Annotated in this window: 22 protein-coding genes; 10 read left to right on the top strand and 12 right to left on the bottom strand. The window is 45.7% G+C overall.

What is annotated here, in order from left to right:
* On the top strand, positions 1-159 hold the full coding sequence (locus tag V6M43_RS06260) for a hypothetical protein (protein ID WP_156123517.1): 159 nt from the start codon (positions 1-3) through the stop codon (positions 157-159).
* Here the strand turns inward: V6M43_RS06260 and V6M43_RS06255 are convergent.
* On the bottom strand, positions 156-950 hold the full coding sequence (locus tag V6M43_RS06255; RefSeq protein ID WP_332733389.1) for a hypothetical protein: 795 nt from the start codon (positions 948-950) through the stop codon (positions 156-158). The genes V6M43_RS06260 and V6M43_RS06255 overlap by 4 nt on opposite strands.
* Positions 951-1,103: 153 nt before the next feature.
* On the opposite strand from V6M43_RS06255, the gene V6M43_RS06250 reads away from it, so the two are divergent.
* From V6M43_RS06250 to V6M43_RS06240, 3 genes are all read left to right on the top strand, one after another.
* A complete protein-coding gene (locus V6M43_RS06250; RefSeq protein WP_332733388.1) occupies positions 1,104-2,984 on the top strand; it encodes an alpha-L-fucosidase in 1,881 nt (626 codons plus the stop codon).
* Positions 2,985-3,084: 100 nt separating this feature from the next.
* On the top strand, positions 3,085-4,692 hold the full coding sequence (locus tag V6M43_RS06245; RefSeq protein WP_332733386.1) for a sulfatase family protein: 1,608 nt from the start codon (positions 3,085-3,087) through the stop codon (positions 4,690-4,692).
* A gap of 187 nt (positions 4,693-4,879) precedes the next feature.
* Positions 4,880-6,352, top strand: a complete 1,473-nt coding sequence (locus V6M43_RS06240) for an arylsulfatase (RefSeq protein WP_332733384.1) — start codon at positions 4,880-4,882, stop codon at positions 6,350-6,352.
* Positions 6,353-6,424: 72 nt separating this feature from the next.
* On the opposite strand, the gene V6M43_RS06235 is transcribed toward V6M43_RS06240, so the two are convergent.
* Both V6M43_RS06235 and hpf read right to left on the bottom strand, forming a co-directional pair.
* Positions 6,425-6,784 carry a helix-turn-helix domain-containing protein gene (locus V6M43_RS06235; RefSeq protein WP_332733382.1) on the bottom strand — a complete coding sequence of 120 codons (360 nt, stop codon included), beginning with the start codon at positions 6,782-6,784 and terminating at the stop codon, positions 6,425-6,427.
* 510 nt (positions 6,785-7,294) lie between these two features.
* On the bottom strand, positions 7,295-7,591 hold the full coding sequence (gene hpf / locus V6M43_RS06230; protein ID WP_332733380.1) for a ribosome hibernation-promoting factor, HPF/YfiA family: 297 nt from the start codon (positions 7,589-7,591) through the stop codon (positions 7,295-7,297).
* Positions 7,592-7,829: 238 nt separating this feature from the next.
* Between hpf and V6M43_RS06225 the strand changes: the two genes are divergently transcribed.
* A complete protein-coding gene (locus tag V6M43_RS06225) occupies positions 7,830-8,246 on the top strand; it encodes a VOC family protein (protein ID WP_332733378.1) in 417 nt (138 codons plus the stop codon).
* A 3-nt stretch (positions 8,247-8,249) separates the two neighbouring features.
* Here the strand turns inward: V6M43_RS06225 and V6M43_RS06220 are convergent, their stop codons facing one another.
* A complete protein-coding gene (locus V6M43_RS06220) occupies positions 8,250-9,137 on the bottom strand; it encodes a hypothetical protein (RefSeq protein ID WP_332733376.1) in 888 nt (295 codons plus the stop codon).
* 187 nt (positions 9,138-9,324) lie between these two features.
* Between V6M43_RS06220 and V6M43_RS06215 the strand changes: the two genes are divergently transcribed.
* Together V6M43_RS06215 and V6M43_RS06210 are read left to right on the top strand one after the other, a co-directional pair.
* Complete coding sequence (locus tag V6M43_RS06215; RefSeq protein ID WP_332733374.1) at positions 9,325-10,632, top strand: vWA domain-containing protein; 1,308 nt, start codon at positions 9,325-9,327, stop codon at positions 10,630-10,632.
* 144 nt (positions 10,633-10,776) lie between these two features.
* On the top strand, positions 10,777-11,544 hold the full coding sequence (locus V6M43_RS06210; protein WP_332734369.1) for a DUF4846 domain-containing protein: 768 nt from the start codon (positions 10,777-10,779) through the stop codon (positions 11,542-11,544).
* A 265-nt stretch (positions 11,545-11,809) separates the two neighbouring features.
* Here the strand turns inward: V6M43_RS06210 and V6M43_RS06205 are convergent, their stop codons facing one another.
* The 6 genes from V6M43_RS06205 to V6M43_RS06180 all read right to left on the bottom strand — a co-directional run bounded on the left by V6M43_RS06205 (position 11,810) and on the right by V6M43_RS06180 (position 19,536).
* The gene (locus V6M43_RS06205; RefSeq protein WP_332733373.1) at positions 11,810-15,712 is read right to left on the bottom strand and encodes a T9SS type A sorting domain-containing protein; all 3,903 of its coding nucleotides are present in this window, start codon (positions 15,710-15,712) and stop codon (positions 11,810-11,812) included.
* Between the two features lie 33 nt (positions 15,713-15,745).
* A complete protein-coding gene (locus V6M43_RS06200) occupies positions 15,746-16,276 on the bottom strand; it encodes a phage tail protein (RefSeq protein WP_332733371.1) in 531 nt (176 codons plus the stop codon).
* A gap of 11 nt (positions 16,277-16,287) precedes the next feature.
* Positions 16,288-16,788 carry a phage tail protein gene (locus V6M43_RS06195; protein ID WP_332733369.1) on the bottom strand — a complete coding sequence of 167 codons (501 nt, stop codon included), beginning with the start codon at positions 16,786-16,788 and terminating at the stop codon, positions 16,288-16,290.
* Between the two features lie 23 nt (positions 16,789-16,811).
* Positions 16,812-17,345: a phage tail protein gene (locus V6M43_RS06190; RefSeq protein ID WP_332733367.1), complete on the bottom strand. Its 534-nt coding sequence runs from the start codon at positions 17,343-17,345 to the stop codon at positions 16,812-16,814.
* A gap of 128 nt (positions 17,346-17,473) precedes the next feature.
* Complete coding sequence (locus tag V6M43_RS06185; protein ID WP_332733365.1) at positions 17,474-18,412, bottom strand: methionyl-tRNA formyltransferase; 939 nt, start codon at positions 18,410-18,412, stop codon at positions 17,474-17,476.
* A gap of 8 nt (positions 18,413-18,420) precedes the next feature.
* Positions 18,421-19,536: a hypothetical protein gene (locus V6M43_RS06180; protein ID WP_332733363.1), complete on the bottom strand. Its 1,116-nt coding sequence runs from the start codon at positions 19,534-19,536 to the stop codon at positions 18,421-18,423.
* 118 nt (positions 19,537-19,654) lie between these two features.
* On the opposite strand from V6M43_RS06180, the gene V6M43_RS06175 reads away from it, so the two are divergent.
* Entirely contained in the window at positions 19,655-20,641 is a 987-nt protein-coding gene (locus V6M43_RS06175; RefSeq protein WP_332733361.1) for a metallophosphoesterase, read from the top strand.
* Positions 20,642-20,710: 69 nt separating this feature from the next.
* On the opposite strand, the gene V6M43_RS06170 is transcribed toward V6M43_RS06175, so the two are convergent.
* A complete protein-coding gene (locus V6M43_RS06170; RefSeq protein ID WP_332733359.1) occupies positions 20,711-21,604 on the bottom strand; it encodes an NAD(P)-dependent oxidoreductase in 894 nt (297 codons plus the stop codon).
* Positions 21,605-21,730: 126 nt separating this feature from the next.
* Here V6M43_RS06170 and V6M43_RS06165 point away from each other — a divergent pair, with 126 nt between their 5' ends.
* Positions 21,731-22,507, top strand: coding sequence for a C40 family peptidase (locus V6M43_RS06165; protein ID WP_332733357.1), 777 nt, complete (start codon positions 21,731-21,733; stop codon positions 22,505-22,507).
* Between the two features lie 41 nt (positions 22,508-22,548).
* A complete protein-coding gene (locus V6M43_RS06160; RefSeq protein ID WP_332733356.1) occupies positions 22,549-23,043 on the top strand; it encodes a VOC family protein in 495 nt (164 codons plus the stop codon).
* A 468-nt stretch (positions 23,044-23,511) separates the two neighbouring features.
* Here the strand turns inward: V6M43_RS06160 and V6M43_RS06155 are convergent, their stop codons facing one another.
* Positions 23,512-25,086: a DUF6770 family protein gene (locus V6M43_RS06155; RefSeq protein ID WP_332733354.1), complete on the bottom strand. Its 1,575-nt coding sequence runs from the start codon at positions 25,084-25,086 to the stop codon at positions 23,512-23,514.
* Between the last annotated feature and the right edge of the window lie 14 nt (positions 25,087-25,100).

Here is a 25,100-nt window from a genome sequence, read left to right as displayed (position 1 = left end):
ATGTCGCTCCTGAATAATAACAACAAGAACAAAGACAAGAAGAAGAACAATCCACAGCCGGCAAAGCCAGGATTTGGGTCCGGCGTTAAGGGCAAGAGCAGCACCAAGGCAGCTACCCGCAATACCAAACTAACCGGCGGAACACAGCGGGGATCTTAGTCCACCGCGGTATGAACAATCTTTTTTCTTATAAAGGTGAACACCGCCCCGGCCAATAAAAGGAAGAGGCAGGCCTGTGCTACATTTCCTACCATGGCATTGTCCGCACCCTGCCTGGAGTAAATGCCATATAATGCCCAGCTGATCACCAGTGCATAGGCCACATCCTTAAATTTCACCAGGAAATATATTCCCAATAACGTAGCAACCACTATCATTATGCTGCTCCAGCTTGCGGCTTCTATCCCCGCGCCCTGCCATTCCATATCAACCAGTAAAGCTGTGATATTGGCGATGGTGGCAACACTGATCCAGCCCAGGTAAACACTGAAAGGAAGACGGATACAAACTTTTTGGGTCAGCGTAAGCTCTCCCCTTAAAGGCAGGAGTTTCTGGTATATATAAATGAGGGTCGACAAAAACAGCAGCATAACGATTACAGACAACCGAATCTGCAGGTAATGCCAGCAAAAGATCCAGCTGATATTCAGGATACAGGTCACCACGAATAAATTCAATACCGATTCCAGTCTTTGATAAGGGATTCTTGACCCAGGGGCACTGAAGGCCACGATCAAATGATAGATGGTATAGGTCAGTAGTAAGGCGTAAATCACCGACCAGATACTGAAAGTGAAACCCGCAGGTACAAACAGGTTGGGATAGCGATCAGAAATGGCCCCGGTGCTCATGCCATTAAGGGGAAGCATCACGGCCATCGCGTTCACAATAATAACGGCGATCATTGCCAATATGCCCAGAACGGCCCAGGTTTTGAAGCTATTTTTCATATTCAGGTCAAATTAACATCTATCGTTCAAAGATGGTTTATCCGGTTAAGGTAAATAAATTGCTGATTGGATAATATTCTGTAAACTTCCGGCTGATTGCAAGAGGCTTTTTCAGCGCAATCAAAGGAGATTTGTATCAATCAAAATATGCTCATGATCAATCTGTCATATATGTTCCGTAGCCGGCACTGGGTGCTTCTGCTATTCATGGTATTCAGTTTTACCACTACATCCGCCCAACAGCAGCTTTATCCCAAACCTTATGGGGTGCTGCCTACCGAAAATCATCTTCGCTGGCACGAGATGGAGTCATATGTGCTGATCCATTTCACGCCCACCACTTTTGAGAATAAAGAATGGGGCTATGGCGATGCGGATCCTGCCATCTTCAATCCCAAACAATTTGATGCCCAGCAGATCGTGAATGCAGCAAAAGCGGGCGGATTCAAAGGTGTCGTTTTTGTTGCCAAGCACCACGATGGCTTTGCCCTCTGGCCAACAAAAACAACGGCCTATAATATAAGCAAGAGTCCATGGAAAGATGGTAAGGGCGATATGGTAAAAGAATTTGCACAAGCCAGTAAAAAGGCGGGAATGCAGTTCGGCGTTTACTGTTCACCGTGGGATCGTAATCATCCCGGTTATGGAACCGCCGCCTATGTGACCGACTACCGCAACCAGCTCCGCGAACTCTATACCAACTATGGTGAACTCTTCATCACCTGGTTTGATGGTGCCAATGGCGGCGATGGCTACTATGGAGGCGCCAATGAAAAAAGAAATATTGACCGCACTACTTATTATGGATGGGATAGTACCTGGAGCCTTGTACGTACCCTCCAGCCAAAAGCCGTGATCTTCAGTGATATGGGCGATGTACGCTGGGTGGGAAATGAACATGGACATGCAGCAGAAACATCCTGGGCTACTTTCACACCTGTACCCACTGATGGAAATACCGTTGCCGTTCCCGGTGAAATGAAATACGATAACTCCCCCGGCGGAACCCGTAATGGTGAATTCTGGAAGCCGGCAGAATGCGACGTTCCTTTGAGGCCAGGATGGTTCTATCACCCCGACCAGGATAAAAGGGTAAAGACCCCGGCGCAACTCCTGGATCTTTATTTTAAAAGTGTGGGTCGTGGGGGTAACCTCGATCTTGGACTTTCTCCTGATACTCGTGGACTGCTCCACGACAATGATGTTGAATCCCTCAAAGCTTTCGGAGAAATTCTAAAGGAAACTTTCGCTGAAAACCTTGTTAAGAAAGCAAGCATAAGCGCCAGTAATGTTCGTGGTGATAATAAATTATTCAGCGCCGATAAACTGATAGATGCCAATCGTTATTCTTATTGGGCAACCGATGATGATGTAACCAAAGCGGAACTGTTGCTAGAATGGAAAGAACCGCAAACCTTCAATGTTATCAGACTGCGTGAGAATATCAAACTTGGACAGCGTATTGAAAAACTTGCTGTTGATATAATGAGCAGCGGACTCTGGAAACAGGTAGGAGAGGCCACCAGTATTGGTGCCAACCGACTCATCCGGCTACCCGCTACTGTTAAGACCGACAGGCTCCGCATCCGCATCCTCGAATCACCGGTGAGCCTGGCCCTCAGTGATATCGGGGTGTTCCGCGCCCCCGATAGTATTCCCGATCCTTCGTATGCAAAGATCAGGGGTAAGGCAGGTATCGATCGCAGTGGATGGAAACTGGTGGAATCCACTCCCGCCAAACCCGGACAGGTTACCATTGATATGGGACAAGCATATTCAGTGAAGGCATTTACTTACCAGCCGCAGGCAGGGCAAACTGCGTTTGCTGCTACAAGTTATGAATGGCAGGTTAGTGTTGATGGCAAAAACTGGAAAACTGTTTCAGAAGGGGAATTCAGTAATATCAAGGCCAATCCCATTGAGCAACTGGTGGTGTTGAAGAAGCCGGAGCAGGTTCGCTATTTCCGTTTCATCGGAAAAAATGATGGCGAGGTTCGTGCCGGTATTTCCGGTTTGGGAGCTATAGAAGAATGATCACCTGCATTTGATTTGCTGCGACAATTAATTGCCCTGACTTAACAGAATTAACAGAAGGAGTTGAAGACCTGCAACCTGCATGTGTAAACGAAAAATTATGAAGAAGAGTTTTAGCAACAGAATGATTTCAAAGCTATGTGCTGGTTTGCTGGCCACTTCATTTTTACTGGCAGGTAATGCAATTGCGCAAACTCAATCACTTCAATTCCCTGCCCGCCCCAATATCGTTCTCATCATTTCCGATGACCATGCTTACCAGGCCATCAGCGCCTATGGCAGCAAACTGGCAACCACCCCCAATATTGATCGGATCGCCAAACAAGGCGCCATTTTCAATAAAGCCTATGTTACCAATAGCATCTGTGGGCCCAGCCGTGCTGTTATCCTCACAGGAAAATACAGCCACAAAAACGGGTTTAAGGATAATGAGAATTCCACCTTTAATGCCAACCAGGATTCATTTATAAAGCAGCTTCGAACCAATGGCTACCAGACAGGCTGGGTGGGCAAATACCACCTGCATTCAGATCCGCAGGGATTTGATTTCTGGAAAATACTACCCGGACAGGGAGAATATTATAACCCCGATTTCCTTACAATGGGCGGAGGTAAAGAACGCATCGAGGGTTATGTCACTAATATCATCACTGATATTGCGGAAGACTTTCTCAACAAGCGCGATGCCACCAAACCATTCTGCCTGGTGATCGGTCATAAGGCTACCCATCGTACATGGATACCCGATACTGCCGACCTGGGTATGTTCAGCAATACAAAGTTTCCCCTTCCGGAAAATTTCTATGATCAATATCGCGGTCGCGCCGCAGCAAGTGTTCAGGACATGACCATCTCCAAAACTATGCTGATGGATTATGATCTGAAAATGCATTCCTTCGGCAACAGGGGGCAGGGTTATCACAAGCGTTATAATGATGCGCAGCGTCAGCGGATGGATGCATATTATGGTCCCATTGAGGCCGACCTTAAAGCAAGAAACCTCAGTGGCAATGCATTGACAGAATGGAAATACCAGCGCTATATGGAAGACTATCTGAGTACGGCAGCATCTTTGGATCGTAATATTGGTCGCGTGCTCGACTACCTCGACCAGAACGGCCTCTCTAAGAATACGATCGTTATCTACATGAGCGACCAGGGATTTTTCCTCGGCGAGCATGGATGGTTCGACAAGCGGTTCATGTATGAAGAATCTTTCCGAACACCAATGGTTATGCGCTATCCCGGTCATATACAGCCAGGCACAGTTCTGAATAGCTATGTGATGAATACCGATATCGGTCCAACCCTGCTTCAGGCAGCAGGTGTAAAGGTTCCTTCCGATATGCAGGGCAGGTCTTTTCTGCCCCAGTTAAAGGATACTGCAATCAAAGGTCCCGCCACGATGTATTATCATTATTATGAGAATGGAGAGCATTCCGTATCACCACATTTTGGTGTGCGTGCTGGCCGTTATAAGCTGATCCGTTTTTACCAGCGTGTAGATGATTGGGAACTTTTTGACATGCAAACCGATCCCGATGAAATGAATGATTTATACGGGAAGAAGGGATATGAAAAGATCACTGCGCAGATGAAAAAAGAATTGCTGAAGCAAATCGATAAATACGAAGATGATGATGCACGGAAGCTGGTGAATAAGCCACTGCCCAAATCCAGATTAAAAGAACCGGCTGAAAAGTTATAGGAATGTTCCGCGAAATAATTTTACCTAGTTATATTCCAGGCAATATTTTTGCCGCGCCGATTTTCAGCTTAATATTTTTACTCCATCTATTGAAAGGAATAATTAAAAAGTACTGATGCGCGAATGTTGCGGCACTGTTAATACAAGATCAAAAGATTTTTACGATTTGATTAAAGATGTTTGGTTTATGAGTAGGATTTCCGTTTTGCTATTATTTCTAATAGTTCCGATATTGTTGTGGGCTCAATCAAATTCCCGCACAACACCCAATATAATTTTCATTCTTGCCGATGATCTCGGCTACGGTGATCTTGGCGTCTATGGCCAGAAACATATCCGCACGCCTAATATCGATCGGCTTGCACGCAAAGGCATGCGCTTCACCGATTTCTATGCCGGCAGCACAGTCTGCGCACCTTCCCGTGCTGCGCTGATGACGGGGCAGCATACCGGTCATGTATATGTGCGTGGAAATGGTGAAGTGCCCCTGCGTGAAAATGATACCACGCTCGCGCAAAGACTGAAGGCGGCGGGATATGTGAATGGAATGGTAGGCAAATGGGGTCTCGGATTGCAGGGCACCACTGGCACGCCTGAACGCAAAGGCTGGGATTACTTCAGCGGACACCTACATCATATTGAAGGGCATTATCAAAAGCCCGATTCGGCCTGGCAGATAATCAATGGGCAGTCTGTACGGGTTCCGCTGCCCGCAGGGAAATATGCCAATGAATGGTTCAAGGATGAAGCAATTCGCTTTATTAAATTGCACACTTCCACCACTGCAAATACTTCAACTGCCGCGCATTCTTCAACCTCCTCATATTCTCCAACCACCTCCAATTCTCCAATCTCCACCAATACTGCGAAACCCTTTTTTCTCTACATTTCCTTTACCCTTCCGCATGCAGAGCTTGTGACCAATCCAAAATACTTACGCAAATACATCCGCCGCGGAAGAAGCATTTTCGGTAAGGAGAATGCACATCCTGCAGGCCAGCATTATGGTCCACAGCCTTTTCCCAAAGCGGCCTATGCTGCCATGGTAACCGAGATGGATAAGTATGTTGGCGAAATAATGAAACAGCTTCGAAAATCCGGATTGGAAGAAAATACGATCGTGATCTTTGCCAGCGACAATGGAACCCATGTTGAGGGCGGACGAACAAAAGAAGATGCGATGGAAACTTTTAAAAGCAGTGGTGCCCTCCGCGGAGTTAAGCGCGATCTCTATGAAGGAGGTATTCGCATACCCTTTATCGTGAGTTGGAAGAACAGGATAAAGGGAGGATCAGTAAATCCGCACAATGGAGCTTTCTGGGATATGCCTGCTACCTTCGCTGAACTTGCAGGTGTTACAGCGCCAGGAAGAGATGGCATCTCTTTTCTCCCAGCACTTATGGGCAACACGCAACGCTTACATGAATTCCTCTACTGGGAGTTCGGGGAAGGCGGATTCAAGCAGGCTGTGCGCGAGCGCAACTGGAAAGCGATTCGTTTTTACAGCAATGGTCAGCCTGATCGAACTGAACTCTTTGATCTTTCAACCGACATCGGTGAGCAAAATAATCTTGCCGGTTCAGAGCCTGCTAAAGTAAAGGAGATGGAGAAGCTCATGGACCGAGCACGCCGCCCTTCCGAACATCCGCTCTGGCGTTGAGCACTTCCTCTGGTATTGCACACACCCTCTGGCGCTTAAACACGCTATCACTTTATTTATCCCGTCCCCATTTTAGGTCATCAGCTCCTTCATATGAGACTGACCCAATTCGATTGTTCTGCCAGGTTTTTTTTTTGCCCTTGGCCTGCGGAGTACTTTATTTTCTACTAGCGCCTCAACTATCTCATTTACCCCTGCCAGGTTGAGCAGATTTTTCTCTTCTCCTATTTGAACCAGTAGCTTATAAATGGCGCCAATTGAAACACCAGGATCTCCATTCTCTATCCGGTGAATGGTGCTTCTGCTGAGTCCTGTGTTAAATGCAGCAAAACTGATTGAAATATTACTGAGATATCTTTTTAGCCTGATCTGTTTGCCCATCTCTGCCAGTATTTCCTTTTGGCCCCAGTTATCCGTTTCTTTTGATTTCATGACAGTTGATATTGAGTGTAAAGAACTGAAATTCAGGTTTAAGAAACTAGCGTGCAATAACCCATTCCTTAAGGGTGATTTTACCATAACATTGATTACGGATGCGATGCAGATTTTTACAAATTGAAACTACCAGAAGAGTGGGGTTCAGAAAAGATGTGTTTTATATTGACCTATATATGAATCATTAAATACCAATAATGATACATATTTGGAACACTATAAAAACAGCTTTCAAAGAATATGCTTCCTATGACTAGGTACAGTTTGTAATTTTTAAATCTTCATCAGTTACAATACTTTCATATGGTAAAAACTATTATCACAGATTATCTTTTAGAGTGATCATCCTTGCACGAGAACGATCAAATAGAAGTACCAGCATCATAGAGAAGAACAATCATCAGGCGCAACCATCACCGACGCAACTATAACAGAGCCGAACCTCAACAGCTCCCACAAAAAAAGCCAGCGAAATTTCGCTGGCCTTCATTGGTTTGTTGTTTATCCTTAGTATGCGCTCTTCGACTTTAATTTCTCGATCTGCCTTTCGAGGGCCTCAACAGCTTCCGCCGTCGCTTTCTCAAAAGAATCTGCCTGCGCACTCGCTATAAGATCATTACCCGGTATAACCAGACGAATATCAGCAATCTTATTTTCTCTCGTTGCAGACTTTTCAAGTTTCAAGGTTATATCATAACTGATAATATTGTCGAGGTAGCGGCCAAGCCTTGATACTTTTTCATTCACAAACTCATTTAACTCAGTTGATGCGGTAAAATCCAGCGATTGAATATTAATGTTCATAGTGTAACTCTTTGATACAAAGTACAGCTTTATTCCGGGCTTCAGTGCTGATAAAAGTCACACCATTAACTGTTTAACATTAGGTCAACAAATCCCGAAAATGTACACTCCCAACAGTTTCATTTTCTACTCCGATCACCAACCTGAGATTCAAACTCCCCCCTGAAATGTCGCAATAGCCCCCGCCGCAAACCACCACAGCTCAGTAGCTTTAATCATCAAATCAAAAACAAATGTCATGGTTAACGAACTCTGGATCAACCTCCCCGTTAAGGACGTGATCCGCTCCAAAACCTTCTTTAAAAACATTGGATTTTCATTTAATGAAGAGATGTGCCGCGGTAGTGAATCAGCCTGTATGCTGGTAGGGGATAAAAAAATAGTGGTCATGCTATTCGCTGAATCAATACTCGAAAGTTTTGCACAAAACCCATTGACCGACACAAGCAAATCCACCGAAGTACTGCTCTCCTTTGATGCCGCAACGCGCGAAGATGTTGATGCCATGGCAAAGAAAGTGGAAGAAGCCGGGGGCGATGTTTTTGCCCCGCCTGCCGATAACCAGGGATGGATGTATGGTTTCGCTTTCAAAGATCCCGACGGACATCGATGGAATCAATTATATATGGATCGATCCAAAAGGCCAACTGTTTAAGATCTATTTCATTTCCGCCTCAAGTGTCTGGCGGATCCGGAACGCATGACTGGAACCCATCGTCACGAAAACTTTTTTACCACTATTCACAAGTTCCAGGATCATAGAACAGAGATGGATATCGCGTGTAATATTTGACTCGGCCGCAATATCCGATAACCATCCCTCCGGCCATCCATATTCATCACTGGTTTCGCGCCAGTCCTTTGCACCAGGATAAGTTTCCTTCCAGAAACTATCAATTGCTGCAACATTTTTTATTTGTCCGCGGATGCCATCCTTGTCGGTTCTGCTATCAATATATTCCTGCATAACCCTATCCGGATCAGAAGGTTTTCCAAAACGGTAATTACTGAAATAGGGGCGTAGCGAATAGAAAATCGCAAGCTGTTTTGCATCATAACGCTGAAGCATAAGTTTTATCTCGGCACTCTTCTCAGGCTCCCAGGTGTAAAAAGGAACCCCGGATTTTTTTGCCAGCCGCACCGTTTCGCCTCCTTCACCATGCGCCTCCACAGGATCCTGCAAACCGCTGAACAGAAAGCCCAGCCTTCCTTCCACCAGCGCAACATCCGGTTGGTAAGCATTCCAGATGTTTCTGATGCTGTCTATCTGCGCGTCATTACAATTCTTTGTATGCTCAATGCCGAGAACATAAACACTACCCTTACCCGAAGAGAGCTGGTAGATGTAAGGGCGACTATGATCACCTGCACTATCATAGGCTTTCATGTCCATAATAGGAACCGCAAAATCCTTTGTGGCAGCAACGTTATAATATGCCGGCGACCGCCAGATAATGCCCGTCCAGAGTAGTAAACCAAATACGGCGATAAAAACCAGCAGACTGATTCCAAGGATCTTTATCGCCCTCAGCAGGAAATTCTTCATGAAGACAAAGAAAAAGCAAATCCAATTTTAGTGGGAATAGATTCGGATGAGTTGTGCATAACTAGAAAACTTGGAGCAGTCAGCATCATGCGAAACCCTGATAGGGGGATTGTTAAAACAATCCAAAAACGTTTTTCGGTTTATGCATTCAGTCACGCGCCTGCATCTCAACATGAAAACCATAACCATGCCCTCCCTGCTATCCCACGCCACCACGGCCATACTGATCGTGGCCGCTACAACTACGTTTGTCTATAACCGTTTGACCCAGGAAACTATCATTGCAGAGTGCCCTCCCTTGCCCCCTGTAAGCCCATCACCCCAAACAAAAGAGCCACCACCAGCAATCCCTGTACTACAAGAACATTCAACACCACCTGCACCCCTTCCATCCCTCCATCCCTCCATCTCTCCTTCCCCCTCCATCCCTCCATCTCTCCATCCCTCCACCAAGATCCAGGTCGCCATTCTCCTCGACGTCTCCAACAGCATGGACGGCCTCATCGACCAGGCCAAGGCCCAACTCTGGAACATGGTGAGTGTGCTGGGAAAGGCCCGCTGCGATGGTAAAACACCACAGGTGGAACTGGCGCTCTATGAATATGGCCGCAGCTCCAACAGCGCACAGGTGGGTTATGTGAAACAGATCAGCCCATTTACCAGCGATCTTGATGAAGTATCGCGGAACCTGTTCCGACTCACCACCAATGGCGGTGATGAATACTGCGGACAAGTTATGCATACTTCACTCACCGATCTTCCCTGGGATAACGGTGATGCACACTACAAAGTGATCTTTATTGCCGGCAACGAAGATTTCCTGCAGGGCACAACACCCTTTACAAAAGCATGCACCATCGCCAAACAAAAGGGCGTTATCGTGAATACCATCTATTGCGGCGACCGCCAGCAGGGTATCCGCGAGCACTGGAACCTTGGTGCCGAATGTGGCCGTGGCAGCTTCACCAACATAAATTCAAACGCACGCATCCAGGATATACCAACCCCATACGACCAGGAACTGATTGTACTGAATGATAAACTCAATGCAACCTATATCGGATATGGTACCCTTGCCGCTGAGGGAAAATCAAAGCAGGAAGAAGTAGACCGCGCCAATTACGAAGCACATCCATCGGTGGCGGCTAAACGAATTTCAGTGAAGGGCAAGAGTGAGGTATATCGCAATGATAGCTGGGACCTGGTAGATGCCCATGCTGCTGATACTGCCTTCCTCACCAAACTACCACAATCATCCCTACCCGAAAACTTAAAGGGAAAGTCAAAGGCCGAACTAAAGAAATATATTTCCGACCTGTCAGCCAAGCGCAATAATATCCAAAAGCAGATCAGCGAGGTAACAGCAAAGCGCGAAAATTTTCTGGCAGCAGATCGCGCCAATAAAGCCGGCAATAAAGAACAGACCCTGGAAACAGAGATCGAGAAGATCCTGCGCGAGCAGGCAAAAAGGTACCGTATGGAGATCCATCAATAAACCTTATCACCTATGGAGCGAAGCGTTTTGATCCTTGCCACGCGCGTCATGACAGTTTTGATTGTTATACTCGTCATGGGCGTGGTGGCGGGATCATTTTATAAACCTTATGCATAAACCCTAACGGATAGATCTCTCCAAAATATTAGAGTCCCTGTCATTGAAACAACAAGCAATAACCCGGGAAAAACTATTAAGGAAAGATTTCCACCCCCTGCAGGCTATGCGCGAAAAGAAGTGGACCCTGGTTCTTTCGCCCATTACCTTCGAACCCTTCCCCTCAAACCTCCCGGCACAAAAGTGCGCTATTATGATGGCAGGGAGAAACCATCAGCAGCCTATGAAGCTGTTGTTGATATGACCATCTCTGGCAAGGATCTCCAGCAATGTGCAGACGCGGTGATGCGGTTAAGAGCAGAATATTTTTATGCCGCCAAAGCCTATGACAAAATATCCTTTATACTCACCAATGGATTCCGGGTTGATTATTCTGAATGGATCGAAGGCAGGCGCATGCTGGTGAAAGGAAATAAAACAAGCTGGATAAAATCAGCCGCTCCTTCCAATACCTATAAAGATTTCCAAAACTATATGGAATTCATTTTCATGTATGCCGGAACTGTTTCCCTTTCAAAGAGCCTGCACCAGAAAAACATGCGTGACCTCTCTATTGGTGATGTATTCATCATCGGTGGAACACCCGGACATGCAGTGATAGTTGTTGATATGGCAGAAAATAATCGTGGCGAAAAAGTCTTTATGCTGGCCCAGAGCTATATGCCCGCGCAGGAAACGCAGGTGCTGAAGAATCATTTTAATAAGAAGATAAGTCCTTGGTACCAGTTGAATGCAAGCGCCGATCTGAATACGCCTGAATGGACTTTCAAGGCTTCACAACTTAAAGGCTGGTAGTTCATACAATAATATCTCATCGAAAAAGGGTATTTTTTATTGATTTAAATATGGAACATTAAAGAATGAAAATGATTCAAATATTGATCACTATAAAAAGCTGCTAAAAAAAAGACATAAACCATTCCATACTTGCGAATCTCCTAATAAGAATACGCTTAAAAATCCCGAATGATGAGTTCAATATTAGCTAATAAAAGAAAAAAGCAGGTCAATGAAATTTTCCAATGACCTGCCTTCTTTAGATATACAATCCCCATGAAGCTTACCGGCCCACTACTAACTTTCCGTTAAGCACTTCCTGCCTGCCATATTTATCAACCGTCTGAAGCCGGTATATATATATGCCTGCTGAAAGTTTGGATGCATCATAACTGACCTGGTATGAACCCGACTTTTGCAAGCCATTCGCAAGCTGAGCCAGTTTCTGTCCCATACCATTATACACTTCCAGACTCACCTGTGCATCTACCGGTATTGAATAGCGGATGGTTGTAGAATGCACAACAGGGTTGGGCCATGCCTGCAAACTAACCCTTGATTCAGCAATACTTTCCATCGGCGGACGACTGGTATTGGCACTGGTGATGAGGTTGCTGCAATTGCTGTAAACCGTATATACAACTGCATCTTCACCAGCAGGTACATTCTTCTTACTTGCCGGCACATGAACTTTAACAAAGGCCGTACCTATATTTCCGGATCCATCTTCATAGGATAAATGAATGTTGTAAACCCTGCCATTGCGACCCTCATAACGTTCACGACGCAATTCTACAGACTTGCAATTTGTTGCGATCCTGATATCATTGATCGTGCTTCCATCAAGTCCACCTGGTGCATCATCCGCTTCATCACTTGTTACATAGCTGATGACGACATTGTTAATATTTACCGGTCCACAATTATCCGCGATACTGGTTACAAGATTATTCACATTAATTCGCTGGTATTTATGATCGGGCGACCATAAGAAAACTGGTCCTACCACATTGATCACCGGCGCCTGGTTATCTTCAACCGTTACCGTGAAAGTACATTCATCAGTACCAGTACTATTTGTAGCGATGGCTGTCACAGTTGTTTCACCAACAGGGAAATTATGCGGCGATGTGATGACAGTATTACCGATTTTATACACAACCGTTGGTGCAGGAGTTCCGCTGGCAATTGCTGCAAAGGTTACCAAAGCACTACAACTATTCAGAGGTGCAACGGCCGTTATATTTGCCGGACATTCAATGCTTGCCGGAACAGTACATCCGGTTGGTGTTTCAAGTGTAACCGGGTTAAAGCTGTAGGTTGAAATACAGGTTTCGTCAACTGATAGGGTTACCTGAACTGTATAATCACCTGGCGGCAAATCATTAAATACATTACTTTCCTGCCATGCTCCGCCATTCACTCGGTACAGGAATAAAGCGGGTCCATCACTTGAAACATTAACAGTTAAACTACCAGTTGGCGTTTCACAACTGGGTTGGGTTGGAATAACGGAAGTTATATCTGGTCTGATACCAGTTGGGCTCACATTAACTGATCCATAAATTGTTACGCAGGTAATATTATCCTTCAGCCTTACAGATACTGGATAACCACCTGGTGCCAGTCCTTCGAAGGTTGCAGATTCCTGAAATAATCCACCTATACTATATTCCAGGGTGCCAGCTCCTGTTGCATCTATTACAATAATACCTGTTGGCGTTTCACAGGTTGGTTGTGTAACATCAACTGCAACCACGGTTGGTGCTACCGGTACAGGGTCAATAGTTACCGGATTGTCCCCATAAATTGAACTGCATGAATTATCAGCCAGCAGCCTTACCGAAATAGAATAATCACCCGGAGCAAGTCCGCCGAAACTGGTACTACTGCTCCATTCGCCCTCATTCAATTGATATTGTAGCGCACCACTTCCTGTTGCGTTAATTACAATCGTTCCTGTTGTAATATCACAATTGGGTTGTGTTATGGTTGGTGCCTGGATAGATGGTGGCGAAGGCACTGAATTGATTGTAACAGGATTACCATCATATTCAAAAACACAATCCGGATTCGAAGCTTCTCTTACAAAAATATTATAACCACCCGGGGCCAGTTCATCAAAACTATTGCTGCTACCCCATGTTCCATCCACATTCAATTTATACTCAAGGGTACCCGCTGCAATGCTTGCATTCACTACAATCGTGCCGGTTGTTAAAGCACAGGTTGGCTGTGTAATTGTAGGCGTGCTGAAGTTCACAGCCGCAGATGGTTCAGTAATGATTATGGGATTACCTTGATATGCTGCTGCACAGGTATTAAGTAATTCGTAATGAACAGAAATAAAATAGTTACCCGGATCAACCATCGTGAAGGTGTTACTAGCCTGGTAGTTGGCACCACCATCTATACTATAGGCAAGTGTACTGACTCCTGTAGCATTTACTACAATGGTTCCCTTAGGTTGATTGCAGTTGGGTTGTGTAACAGTTGGTGAAGATACTATAGGTGGTGTCCAAACACTTAGAGAAACATTGTTGGATGTAACCTGCGAAGCACATGAATTTGAAATTACAACATTATAATCTGTTGCTTCGTCGGCCGCACTGGTATTGGTAATTATAAGGTTTGCTGTAGTTGCACCTGCTATAGTTGAACCAGTACCAGTAGCTCCATTCACCAGGTTGGTGGTTCCCTTGCGCCACTGGTAAACTATTGTTGCTGTTCCTGCTGCAACAACCGTGAAGTTCGCTGCTGTTCCCTCGCAGATAGTACTGGCAAGTGGTTGTGTGGTGATGGATGCAGGTGCATTCACAACTATAGTGGCACGGGCAACCGGATCAGAAGTAGGGATATTATCAAAGGTAGCATTCACCGTTGCATTTCCCGGGCTGCCATTAGAAGTAAAGGTGACATTAGTGGTTCCATTCACCAGGGTACCGGAAGCCGCAGATAAAGTTCCCAACACTGCAGTATAATTTACCTGCTGACCAATAAAAGCATCCAGGTTTGAAGCTGCTATTGCTTCGTTGGCCGAATTGGAAAGTAGGGATGCTGTTACAGTTGAAGTGTTTCCCAATAATACATTGGTGGGACAAATCGGTGTGGTGGAAGGAGTTGCTTTTAATTGAATCCATTTTGTTGCCACAGGTGGTGTTACAGGAGCGGGACCATTAGCGATATCACCGGCCGCCGGACCATCATTTACTCCCCACCAGTTATTATCCGCATTCACCGTATTACCCAGATCGCCGCCTGCAAGCCAGATGGATTTTCCATTAGCTGGACCAACAGTACTATTGCCTGAGAATCGATTGTAATTTGCAACCAGATCACCTTGCACAACATTAATGGCACCTCCATGGGCGGTTGCATTCTCAGTTAGATTTCCGCTGAATAAACATTCTGTCACTGTGTATGTACCGCCGGGTGCAGTACCGCTTAAATTTAATGCGCCACCATCACCACCGGTATTCAGCCCCACAATACCTGTCGAATTTCCAGAAAAAGTGCATCTGTTTATTGTTGCAGTTCCACCCACAGTAAGGAAATTTATTGCACCACCAGCCCCGCCTGTTTTATTGTTGTTGAATATGCAATTGGTAACTGTCAGGGTATGCGGCCCATTTGCAGAGGCAGAAATTACTCCACCGTTTCCTACCTGGTAACGGAAACCTTCGAAGATGCAATTGCTGATAGTAGTTACTGCACCCACATCCCCAGCAGATATTGCGCCTCCACCTCCTGAATAAGGGACGGCCGGTCCGTTATAGGTTAACCTAAGATCTTCCAATATAAATGTAATGGCGCCGGCCCCTGTGGTGAATATTCTGGAATTTCCTGTCTGCACAATGCTTAGATTCTGGCCCGGTCCCATAATAGTAATATTACTGTTAGCAACACCAACTACAATGGCACTGGTAAGCGTTATAGTATTGGGGAGTGATAAATTAAAAGTGATTGTATGCGATCCACCCAATGCAGTGGCTGTTTGAATAGCCGATCGAAGGGTGATTATTCCAATTCCCAATGTGCTGTTGCCAGTTCCATCACCAGCAGCCGTTGCAGGAGCATCTGCCGTACTATTTACTATATATGTATTGGAGAAAACTGTGCTGGCAATTGTAAGCAGCAGTATAACGGGCAGTAATACCCGCAGCAATTTTGGATAGGTTTGTTGCATGTTGCGTTGATTATAACATTATAAACATATTCATCAGGGGCGGGCAGGGAATATCCCCTGCATCGCAATACAAAAATTAACTACTGCATAAGGCATCAGATTATTATGTGGCAGACCGGCTCCTGCCATTCCCAGGCTAGAAGGGTTCATCTGCACCGGGGAAGCATTAGAAGAACTGTATAATACAAGATTGCGATCGGCACCGGGCCCAGCCCACACATTGTTTTCCGGACTTGGACTCAAGCCATCTCCACTACTTCCCACCACATTATGGGTATGGGCTGGAATTTCAGATTGCAACAGTGAAGTTGTTTCAGATCCACCAATTTGACCAAGATCGTATATGGATAGTCCGGGCCCCTGCCCCTGGTGCATGGCAGCCCTTCCCTGTAAATCAGGAAGGGCAAAAGTTGTTTGTCCATTGCCTCCGTAGAAAGTACCCACCAGTGAAAACAATGCAGTATTAGAGGCGATGCTGATCAATTGGCCATTACATAGGGCCCAGCCGCGAGGGGCGAAATTGAATCCAAACATCCTGATTTCTGCGATAAATGCCTCAGCCATAATTGTAATTTTTAATCACGTGAAGGGAATATTCCAACAAGGGCAATTGAATAATTTATTACCGTATAGGGCGCCATATTTTCATGTGGCTGGCTGCCACCCGTATTGCTCACCACCGCATCACTCATTACAGCATTTGATGCGTCGTGGTAAGCTGATGCACTGGCTCCTGCTGCCCATAAACTGCCACCCGGATAAACCTGGTCGGCAATAGCTGAAGTAGCTGACAATAAATGGTTGTGTTGAGGCATTTCATTAGCTGATAACGTATGTGCGGTTTCACCCCCTCGCTGCCCAATGACAAAAGAGGCTGAAAAATGCATGGAAACCCGCCCTCGCAAATCAGGTAGGGCAAAATTTGTTGTGCCATTGCCCCCATAGGTTGTACCCAATAATGAAAACAGGGCCTGGTTCTGATTAATGGCTAATAATTGCCCATTACATTGTGCCCAGCCCTTTGGGGCAAAATTGAAGGAGAACATCCTTATTTCCGCAAGGAATGGATCGGCCATAGCTTAAGGTTTAATAGTGTTGATCAGGTTTGTGAAGGAAAGATCCCAAACAGGGAAATGATATAATTCAATGCAAGGAAAGGATGCAGGTTATCATGGGGCTGCGACCCTCCCACCGAACTTACTGCACCAGCCTTCATGGGAGCATTGATATTTGCATTTCCCGTACCCTCCTCCACATACGGCAATAGAGCCGGTTGTGCCGCCCAGAAATTATTTGCTGGATTTGTACTGGTTCCGTTTCCCGTATTACATCGTGGTATGTGTGTATGCTGGGGCATCTGGTTGATGGTGAGCGTTACATATTCTGTTCCTGCCATTTCTCCAAGCTGGTGTGTATTACCGGAGGGACCAGTACCCATGTGTAGCGGTAACCTTGACCTGAGATCTGGCAATGAAAAAGTTTCCTGACCGTCACCTCCATAGGTTGTGCCGATCAACACAAACAATGTCTCATTTTCAGCAATGGGTAGAATTGTTCCGTCGCAGAACAGCCATCCGTTAGGAGCAAAGCTGCCCGCGAATATGCGGATCTCACCAACATAAGGCGTTGCCATAATAGTAGAATATTAGCAGGTTAAGGGGGCAGGAAAAAACTATTAATCGGAGGGGTAGGGGATAAGGTAATGGGGATAGTTGAAATAAATCTACAATATGAAAATGGCTTTTGCAAGCATTTTTAAAATTATATTTCTGTGAATCGGGCCCCTTGTTTAAACCCATTATCTGCAAAACGCCAGGCTCCCAGAAATCCTTCTTCCGTGTAAATGGAAACAACCAGGATGCATTCTCCATTAATAGTGGCTACCATTATTCCCCGCTCATCACAAGAAATAATTTCCCCTGAAAATGCATTTGCCAGCTGCTCATTTTCTATTTGCATCGCATCTACTATCCGTACCACCTGGTTATTTAAAGATGTAACTGCACCTTTGTTCCATGGATTACAGGCATTCACCAGGGCGATGATTTCCACTGCCTCCATTTCGCTCCACCGGATAACGATATCCGATGCTCTCTGTTTAGGGTAATACCGTGCCAGTGCAGCGTCCTGGGGCTTTGAGGGTATCCTGATGCCATGCGCCGCCATCCTGATCAATATACCAACCATCTTTACCGCCAGTGCCGCAAGCCTGGTTGTGAGCATGCCATAAGTATCGCGCGGATCTAGTCTGATCATTTCCGTTAGCACCACTTCCCCACTATCAAAATCTTCATCCAGTTTATGTATACTAACGCCGGCTAATGGCTCCCTGTTTATTATCTGCATGAACACAGGATCGGCTCCCCGGTATTGAGGAAGCGGCCCAGGATGTACATTGTAAAATCCCTTCGGCGCCAATACCTGAACACTGAGCGGGATCTTTTTGGGGAAGTTCAATATCAGCCCCAATGTTATCCGATGCGCCTTCATCAGTTCTTCTAATTGGGAGACATAATTTTTTTCCTTCAGCTGTACCAGGGCAATGGAGCTACCCGATAAACCAGCCTCCAATTGTTCGATCATCTCTATATGACTTGCCGGTACAACCACCACGGATAAAATTCCATAAAAGGATAGTTCCCTGATTGCCGGCAGTCCAAACCGGCTGCTGCAAAGTACTATGATGCGTATCTCCTCCATAATAATGCTTAATAACAGAGATAGGTATTCGTCCACCCCGAACTCAGTCCCCCTGCTGCTTCCCCGATGAATGTATTCCAGTCGGCTATATTGATCTCCACAGGTTTCAAATTCACGACAGATGACCCGGAATCTAAGCTGGCATGCAGAAGATCACTCAAATAGCAATGACTGCTTGAATCCAATAACAGGCTGCCACGAGGACTCCCTTCTATTTCCTTTCCTGGTTTTCCTTCTTTTAGTATTTGCTCCAGCACCATCCCGGTTTCCCAGCCCAGTAATGCAAAACAGGATGGTGGCCGTTTTGCTTCCTGCTGGTAGTAGTCACAGAATTGCTGATTGCTGCCATTTTCGGAGCTGGCCGACCACGGTATATATCCGCTTATTGAAAAAGGAAAACCATTTTCTATGGTCGACAGTGCCTGCTTTTCAAACATCATGGGTGAAGCGGAGAGGTGGAGGTTTTCCGCTTTAGGGTATTGTTGCAACCGGTTGTAGAAAAGCGATGCCGGCAGATCATCATAAATGCAGAGCAGTCGTTTTGCTTCCGGATGCTCTTGAAGGAATTCTATCAGCGGTTGGACGCTGAAAGTGTCATTGTACTTGTCTTTATTGATATAGTTGAAAACAATGCTCCCCCCTTTTTCTGTAAATCCCCTCACCGCGGCTGCAGTGTGGAGATAGCCACAATCATAAAAACTGGTTGCCATAATTCCTGCTGCCCCCTGTTCTGTGGCCAACTGCTTTCCGGAGAGCCAGCAAAGAAAGGCATGGTTTAAAGTGAGGTAAAAAATATTGGATTCGGGGATCGGCTGTTGTAAATAATTGGCACCGCCATTCACCACCAGCATCGATTTTCCCACACTTTGAACCAGGGGTTTCAATATATCCAGTACACGGAGGTCAATATGTGCCACCAGAAAATCTACTCCCTCCAGCACCAGGAGCTTCTCTGCTTTTTCATACACTTCCTTTTCATGTCCGCCGAAGCCAATACTCTCCATCACCAGTTGAATACTGTTTTCATTGCCCGAAAACTTTAGCCTCTGGCGGATGCCGTCAATAAAATCGGGCAGCAGTTCGGGATGGGCGGAAGAACGGGGATAAAGTATTCCAGCTTTCATGGTGCTTGCATTATATAAATAATTTACGTACTATTATAGAACCAACCCACCTTTTCCGTTCTCCTTGATAAAAGTTACCCTTTTTTTTACCACCGGTTAACACGGAAAAATTTTTATTATGGATAGCCGCAGAAATTTTCTGAAACAAGGTGCACTTGCTACCTCAGCATTGCTTGTTGCCAAACCCGTTTCCATGGTTAGTAATTCAATCGGGAAAGGTTTCATGCCGGGCAACAACCAGATTACCATCTTACATACAAATGACCTTCATGATAACCTGCTACCGGTGACGCATGAACGCTATGCGAAGATGGGCGGATTTCAAAAGACATCGGAACTAATCGCTACAATCCGGAAACGCGATGCCAATACGCTTTTGGTAGATGCGGGAGATATATCCTGTGGTGATGCATCACATAGCGAAGAACATAAAACTCTTTTAAAGGGAATGCATCGTGCTGGTTATGATGCTGCCCTGCTGGGTAACCGCGATTATGCCTGCGGCACTGATCTGCTAAAGGAATACTGGCAGCAATCAGGCATTCCGCTGGTGGCAACTAATTATAATTTTACCGATAGCCGGCTTGGCAGTATGCAGCAGCCATACAGGGTGGTGCAGAAGGGAAATATTAAGATCGGCATTATCGGGGCGGGAATTAATATGCGGGGACTGGTGCCCGGTGAAGTGAATGATGCCGTGCAGTATCGTGATCCGGTGAAGGATCTTTCAAACCTTGCCTCCATGTTAAAGCAGCAACAACATTGCCAGTTGGTGGTTTGCCTTTCACATCTGGGGTACAAGAATGAAAAGGCCATTGATGATCTCACACTTGCGGCTCAATCAAAGGATATAGATATTATTATTGGTGCGCATACGCATACGTTTATGGCTGCGCCGCAGATTGTTTTGAATAAACAACAGGATGAAGTGATCATTAACCATGCTGGTTACGGCGGAATTGCACTCGGTAACATCAGCATCTCCTTTGATGATAACGGTAATAAGAACGGTCTTCAATTCAATAATATGCTGGTTGGCGCAAGAGATAATAAATGGGTTCAGGATAGAAGTCACTCCAGGCTGCAACCCTCTATGGTTGGGTAATTGCATTGGCGCAAATACATAAAAAAGCCGCCTCAAAATAATTTGAGACGGCTATTTCATTGTTGTTCTTTAGAACTTATCTGACACCATCACACTCCAATCCTTATGCGCTAATCCCTTTTCAAGAAATTTATCCATCTCAGCAATCATAGGAGGAATCACGAGTAAAGATTTTCCACCTTTCTCCGCTTCTTCCATCATCAGCCGGGCATCTTTGCGCGCCATCTGCAATTCCCAGGATGGATTATCATAATCTCTCGCCATAATTCTTTTCAAACGGCCAGGCGCACCCGCACCCGGATTGAAATCTTTAAACAATGTAGCGATCTCTTCCCCACCGATCCCCATTTCCTTGCCAATAACCAGCATATCAGAGAAAGCACCGGTTAATGAGATCAGGAAAAGGTTCCCGATCAGTTTAATGCCGGCGGCCTTGCCTGTAACATCAGCTGCGCCACCACTTCCTGCATCACCATCACCACCAGCCGCAACCCCAAAATCCAGCAGCTTGCCCGTCATTGGCTCCAGCCAGGGACGCAATTTTTCCGTCAGCTCTCGGCCTTCCGAGATCAGCATGAATCCCGAACTATCCAATGCATTGGATGGGCCCATAAAGACCGGTGCATGCACATACGTGTATCCCTTTGCTGCCCAGTTGCGCGTGCGTTCAACAGCGCCATCCTTAGAGGTTGTAGAATGGTCGATAATGATAGCGCCCTTTTCCATTCCGGCTTCGGCCTGTTGCAATACACTATCCACCACAGCATCATCAGACACACAGAGATGAATTCTTTGCACCCCTTTCACTGCATCTGCCGCCTGCTCAAAAGCAACGGCACCATCTGCTTCCAACTCCTTCGCCTTTTCAAAGGTGCGATTCCATACCTGTACTTTTTCTCCTTTCTGTAGCAATGCTTTTATAAATCCCGAGCCCAGCAGGCCCGTTCCGAGAAATGCGATCATAGTAAATTGATTTTTACAAATTTACCGAAACCCGACAGCATCATCGCCGCCAATTCAAAGGGTATATTTAGCTGGCATGGAATAGCTGTTAAACCGGCATGGAATAGTTATTGAATAGAAGGATATATGAAACACTATTTTTTTGCCATACTTGTTTTTGCCGCAGCCTGTGGCGACAACAAACCAGATAACCCCGACGAGATCCCGACGGAAACGGTTATCGATACACTGCATCCCCAGCCACCGGTTGATTCCGGCGCTATCAGGGATACTAATAATCAAATTCCGCCGGCGGGCAGAACTGATTCATTGGAAAAAAATCAACCATCAGGTACAAGCACACGACCGGGTTCCACACTTCCTCCCCGCGGTATCCCGACCCGGGAAACCAGGATTATAGCAGTATCGCATTCCGATAATCAGCCCCAAACACCCGCTGCCCTTGAAGTGATCCGTGAATCACCCGCACCACTTCAGCCGGCACAAACTGTTGATGTAGGTAATCTCAAGCCCGCTGAACTCCTGAGCTTTGCGAAAACGCTTCAGGGCATTCCATATAAATATGCATCCACCGATCCCGCAGTTGGTTTTGATTGCTCGGGATTCATCACCTATGTTTTCAATCATTTCAATGTTCGTGTTCCGCGCTCATCGGTGGATTTCACCAATGTGGGAAGGCAGGTGCAACGTGAAAAAGCAAAGCCCGGCGACCTGGTATTGTTTACCGGTACCGACAGCAGTATAAGAATAGTTGGACATATGGGCATCATCACGGAAAATGATAATGGCGCGATGCAATTTATCCATTCAACCTCGGGTAAGGCATATGGCGTTACCATCACCCCGCTGAACAGTTATTATGATGGTCGCTTCGTGAAGGTTATTCGTATATTTCCATCGTAAGAATTTTCCATCATAGGCACTTTTTCATCTTAAGCACTCCCATGGATAATCAGTATACAATTCCACCTCAAACCCAAATAGGACATGTTCACTTAAAGGTTGCTGACCTCGACCGTGCGCTTGGCTTTTACCGCGATCTTCTTGGCTTTGAACTCATCACCATGTATGGTGCTCAAGCAGCATTTATAAGTGCCGGGGGATACCATCACCATATCGGACTGAATACATGGCATAGCAAAGGGGCCGGACGGGCGGTTGAAAATGCAGTGGGATTGTATCATACTGCTATTCTTTATCCTACACGCCGCGATCTTGCTGCCATACTAAAGCGCCTACTAGATGCAAAATATCCTTTCACCGGCGCCAGCGATCATGGTGTTTCCGAAGCACTCTATCTCGATGACCCCGATGGTAATGGGGTAGAATTATATTGGGACAAACCCCGCGACCAGTGGCCTACCCGGCCTGGCGGAGCAATTGAAATGTACACGCGACCGCTTGATCTGCAATCTCTCCTCGCGACGCTCGAAACTTAAGAAGCCTCCAAATCGGATTTGCACAATATAATTTGCGTAATAGGATTTGCGTAATGGGATTTGCTTAGTCGGATTTGCGAAACCCCTTTTGTGTATTTGCGAAATAAACCACTTATAGTTGCGTATTTGAAAATGTGCAGTCTTTGTTGCGCCAAATTTACAATCCGCAACTGGCTTGGTGTTGTACTGAAAAGCAGATACTTTTTATATTGCACTAAATATGGAACACTAAATGCATTTATTGCACTAAATATGGGTCAATAAAAAACACTCATTTTTTCACCTACGTTGTCCCCTGCTTTCAAATTGTAACGGTACCTACTTTCAATTTCTAAGGCCATCTTCTTTCAAAATGAAAAACCCGGCAGCATCATAATGCCGCCGGGTTTTATATAGCTGTTGCCCGCATCACTACTGCAACAGATCAATTCAATTCTTTATGCGCAAATCCAATCAACTTCACGCAAATCAATTCAACTTCTCCATGCGCAAATCCAATCTCTTCTCCTTGCGGAAATATTCACTCACAAGAATAGATCCTGTTTTGGCCGGCAATACACGCAGCCTGCTTGCATCAGAATTCAACGCAAGCTTATCGCGACTAATTTTTCCATCGGCAAAAGCAATACTGTGGAATACCAGTCCGCGGTAATCCTTGCCGCGCTCGTAATCATTATAACCAACATAAAAACTGCTCTTCGCAGCATCGGTGCGCGTAAAAGCATAATCAAAAGCCCCCATCATTTTCGCTGATGCAGCCAGCATATGCGGCGTAGCATAATCACTTCCAGGCAGGTTGAAGCGGTTTTTATTCTTCTCATAAACCTTCGCATCCTTTATTTCGAAATCTTTACTGAACCTGATCATCACCATATCAGTAATCGTCAGCTTGGTTACACTCGCATTAGCATTATACCCGCCGGCAGCGGCCATCACAACAGTTGCGGCAATTCCACCAGCACTGGCCGTACGCTTGTATCCTTCTCCAATTGCATATACATCACCATCCTCCGTTTGTATCAGCTTATGGAAATAGAGGTAACCGATATCGTCAAGCTTACCCTTGCTGTTCACCTCAAAATACTTCCCGAAATCAGTTGCCCAGCTATTGTACTTCTGCTTCACGATCTTACCCTTTGCATCAATAGTAACCGCCCCGATGCCCAATGTATTGTTCTTCATCACACGGTCGCCCTTATCATAGTAATTCCCCATCAGCAGGGTCTCACCGTTACCACTAAGCGTAGAGATGCTGAGCGGCATGAACTTATATTTGGTAACGCTCTCATCCAGCTCAAAAACCTTTTTACCGGTATTTATATCCACACCCAGCAGCGAACCTTCCATCTTATTACTCATCAGCTTCTCCTTTTTCAATACCTCGAACATCGCAATATCATTACTCGATCCCAGGTAGGATGCCGTAGCATATTTGAAATCACCATAATCAGCGCTATATGTAATTGATTTCTTCTCATCACTGTGAACGATATCAACTTCAAAGGTCACATCCCTTCCATCGCGCATAGGTATTACCGAGAGGAAACCCTTTCCCGGTATATCATATACATATTTGTTTACGCCCTCCTCATCATTCAGCAATGAACCCTGTGCCATGGCGAAGTAAGCAGCACTCCGGCGGTCGAGGGGTTTGGTATAGGTCTGCTCCAGTTTGCCATCTAGTCCATATACCTTGGTGGTTACCAGTTGATCCTTCTTGTTAAAGAACAGGAACATCAATGAACTGCCATTATAAGAGGTTTCGATCAGCAGTTCTTTTTTGTCATCCTCAAAAACGATACGGTTCACTTCCTTTAGATTTTCATCCACCACCTGGATGGTGTACTCATTGGTCTTGCGATCCACTTTATCGCTCACATAGTAAAAGAAATAGCCCTTCACTTCTTCCGCGGCTACAATAGTGCCCGAATTGCGGAGGGAGATGGATCGGATATTTTCAATGGATAACTTTTTCTGTGCCATCAATGCCATGGGACAAAGGGCAAGGAGTTGGGCTGCTAACAGCCATCTTTTAATCAGCATGTTGGGTTTTTTTG

Source organism: Flavihumibacter sp., from assembly GCF_036676075.1.
GTDB lineage: Bacteria > Bacteroidota > Bacteroidia > Chitinophagales > Chitinophagaceae > Flavihumibacter.
Note: the sequence above shows the minus strand (reverse complement) of the source record. Positions and strands in the feature narration are given on the sequence as shown.